The sequence below is a fragment of the Terrihabitans rhizophilus genome, from assembly GCF_033898525.1.
Lineage (GTDB): Bacteria > Pseudomonadota > Alphaproteobacteria > Rhizobiales > Methylopilaceae > Flaviflagellibacter > Flaviflagellibacter rhizophilus.
The window spans coordinates 1-2,263 of sequence record NZ_JAXAFJ010000018.1; the positions used below are offsets into that span (position 1 = coordinate 1).

Genomic DNA, 2,263 nt, shown 5'->3' on the forward strand with positions numbered 1-2,263 from the left:
GGGCGATGGGAATCGAACCCACGACATTCAGCTTGGGAAGCTGACCTAAGTCGTTGATGCCGTTGATCCACGTGCCCCGCATAATCCGCGCGTGCCTCGCACCAACCCCGTACGAAGCCGCAGGGCAGGGGGCACGTGCCAGCGCTGGCCGCTCGTGCATAATAGCGGTATCCGTTCTGGACGCAGAGGCCGCGAGCATGGGCACCATTCCGTCCGACACCATCCCGCTGGCCAACGCACTTCTAGCCGTGCGGGCAGCCCTCGCGAGCGGCCAGGATCGGGACGCCATCCTCCTCACCATAGTTGAGATCATGGAAGATCCCACGGTGGCCGCGAGACTGGATCGGATTGAGCGCTGATGCGGATGGGCTGCGGCTGGGCATTGTTTGTGCTCTTGGCGAGCTTCGCCGTCGGCGGCTACCTCTTCTTTCAGAGGGCATATGAGGAATCATATCGGGCAGCGATCCCCAGCGCCTACGGCCTCGGCAAGCGCTTCTGGCGCTCCGACATCACCTTCAACCCCTTCCAGGGCTGCGGAATAGGTGTGTTCGACCTCGACCCTAGGACTATCGAAACCATCAAGCGCGGTGGTCTGGCTTACCTCCTGTCGCTACCCAAGAGGACTGCTCGCGAACGTTGGGAGGGAACACCAGCACCTGAGCACTGGATCGATAATGAGATCGGTGAGGGAGACGGGTGGTGTTATGAAGGTCTTGATACGCAAATATTCGCGAAGCTTAAGGCTGCGGCTTCCCGAGGCGGCTCCTACTACACCGTCGAGCAGGTTTGGCATGACCGAAGTTCGCCTCTTCTCCTCGTCATGCCCGAGGACGGGCTGATCGCTTACCGGTGGCAGTGAGTCCTTGCTAGCGCTTCGTGTAGAAGTCGCCAGCAAGCGAGATGGCGATCCTGCTTGGTGCGCGGCCGCGCTAACTTCTTCGTGTCGGGAAGCTAGACGTGCTGCCGATTGGGGCGTGTACGAATAATTATCACAGCGGTTGTAAGGATAGGTGGCGCTCGTTTATTCCCAGATGCCCCTATGACATCAGACCTGCTGGCGAGTTCTGCAAAATCCGAGGCCTGGGTCTGCTCGGGGAGGATGCGCAGCGGCGTTGTCATCTCTACTTTCGCCAGCCTCTTTTTCGTCGTGTGGGTGGTGGAAGCGATCGTCTTCCGGACGGTGCTCATCACGCCGCTACCTCAGGAGCTCTTGTGGACCGTGTGGCTGCTGTTCGGCGCCATGGGAGCTTGGCTGGGGTCTCTGATGGCGCGCGGCGACTTCTACGTCAGCGCCGGACTGGTCGGGCGGATGCGCGCCGCACTCGCTACCACCATCGTGGTTCTGGCCCTCGGCAGTTTCAGCGCCTTCTTGGCCGACACCCTTACACGGCGAGTGGCCAACGTGGCGCTGTTCTGGAACAGCCACGCCCCGATCACGGTTACTGCGTTCCCGATCACGTCGGAATATCGTGGTAGAAACGGCCGTACTCTGTCCGTTGGGCTGCACCGTTCAGTGTCCGTCTCGCATGCCGATATTGCCCTGCTCGACAGCGCCGGGAAGGAGGGGGCTCACGCGTTCTGCATTCCGCTGCGCCACCAGAAGCAGGGCGACGCGGAACGGGTCTGGTTTCCTAAGCATGTGCGGCCGAACTCCCCCGCCACAATGATCATGCCGTGCCGCGATGCCGCGAAGAACGGTGTGCGGCCAAATCCTCAACCTTCGGGCACCCGGTTCCCTGGCTAAAGGAGTGCTTGATGTGTGACGGCGGCGGAGATGGTGGTGACGATTGTGCAAGCGGCGCAGGCGGCGGAGCGCATCGACACCCGATAGGCGGACCGAAATCTTCGCTGGAGAGATGGGGCGGAATAATTTGCCTGTTCTGTTTCCTCGTTGGCTGGGTTGCAATCATGGTCGGCAACATCGCCGGCATCTCTTTCGGTGAAGCGCTGCGCTTTATTCAAGGCAAATGATCGAAGTCCAGCATCCCTTGAACGCTTGGCGGATTAGCCACTGATGTGCGGCCGCTTCGTTCAGAAAACGCCGGCCTCCGTGATGGCGCAGCTGTTTCGCACATCGAACCCTCTGCCGAACGTGCGCGCCCGCTTCAACGCGGCGCCTGGTCAGGAGATCGCCGTCGTGCGCCGGCATCCCGAGACCGCCGAGCGCTCGCTGGATCTGCTGACCTGGGGTTTGGTGCCTTCGTGGGCCAAGGATCGTAAGATCGGATGGAAGACGATCAACGCCCGCGCCGAGACGGTCGCC

5 protein-coding genes are annotated in these 2,263 nt (G+C 61.4%); all 5 read left to right on the forward strand.

From position 1 onward, the window contains the following. Nucleotides 1-197: 197 nt before the first annotated feature. Nucleotides 198-359 (forward strand): hypothetical protein, encoded by a 162-nt coding sequence (locus SCD90_RS16510; RefSeq protein WP_319845809.1) that lies wholly within the window; start codon nucleotides 198-200, stop codon nucleotides 357-359. Then, entirely contained in the window at nucleotides 359-859 is a 501-nt protein-coding gene (locus SCD90_RS16515) for a hypothetical protein (RefSeq protein WP_319845810.1), read from the forward strand. The genes SCD90_RS16510 and SCD90_RS16515 overlap by 1 nt, the downstream gene beginning before the upstream one ends. Before the next feature lie 240 nt (nucleotides 860-1,099). Continuing rightward, on the forward strand, nucleotides 1,100-1,744 hold the full coding sequence (locus SCD90_RS16520; RefSeq protein WP_319845811.1) for a hypothetical protein: 645 nt from the start codon (nucleotides 1,100-1,102) through the stop codon (nucleotides 1,742-1,744). A gap of 11 nt (nucleotides 1,745-1,755) precedes the next feature. Further along, complete coding sequence (locus tag SCD90_RS16525; RefSeq protein WP_319845812.1) at nucleotides 1,756-1,971, forward strand: hypothetical protein; 216 nt, start codon at nucleotides 1,756-1,758, stop codon at nucleotides 1,969-1,971. 43 nt (nucleotides 1,972-2,014) lie between these two features. Continuing rightward, nucleotides 2,015-2,263, forward strand: a 249-nt coding sequence (locus tag SCD90_RS16530) for an SOS response-associated peptidase family protein (RefSeq protein ID WP_319845813.1), incomplete at its 3' end; no start/stop codon positions are given.

What these genes read in the sequence shown, in the direction of transcription:
- SCD90_RS16510 (WP_319845809.1), top strand. Translation starts at nt 198, where the DNA reads ATGGGCACCATTCCGTCCGACACCATCCCGCTGGCCAACGCACTTCTA.
- SCD90_RS16515 (WP_319845810.1), top strand. Translation starts at nt 359, where the DNA reads ATGCGGATGGGCTGCGGCTGGGCATTGTTTGTGCTCTTGGCGAGCTTC.
- SCD90_RS16520 (WP_319845811.1), top strand. Translation starts at nt 1,100, where the DNA reads ATGCGCAGCGGCGTTGTCATCTCTACTTTCGCCAGCCTCTTTTTCGTC.
- SCD90_RS16525 (WP_319845812.1), top strand. Translation starts at nt 1,756, where the DNA reads ATGTGTGACGGCGGCGGAGATGGTGGTGACGATTGTGCAAGCGGCGCA.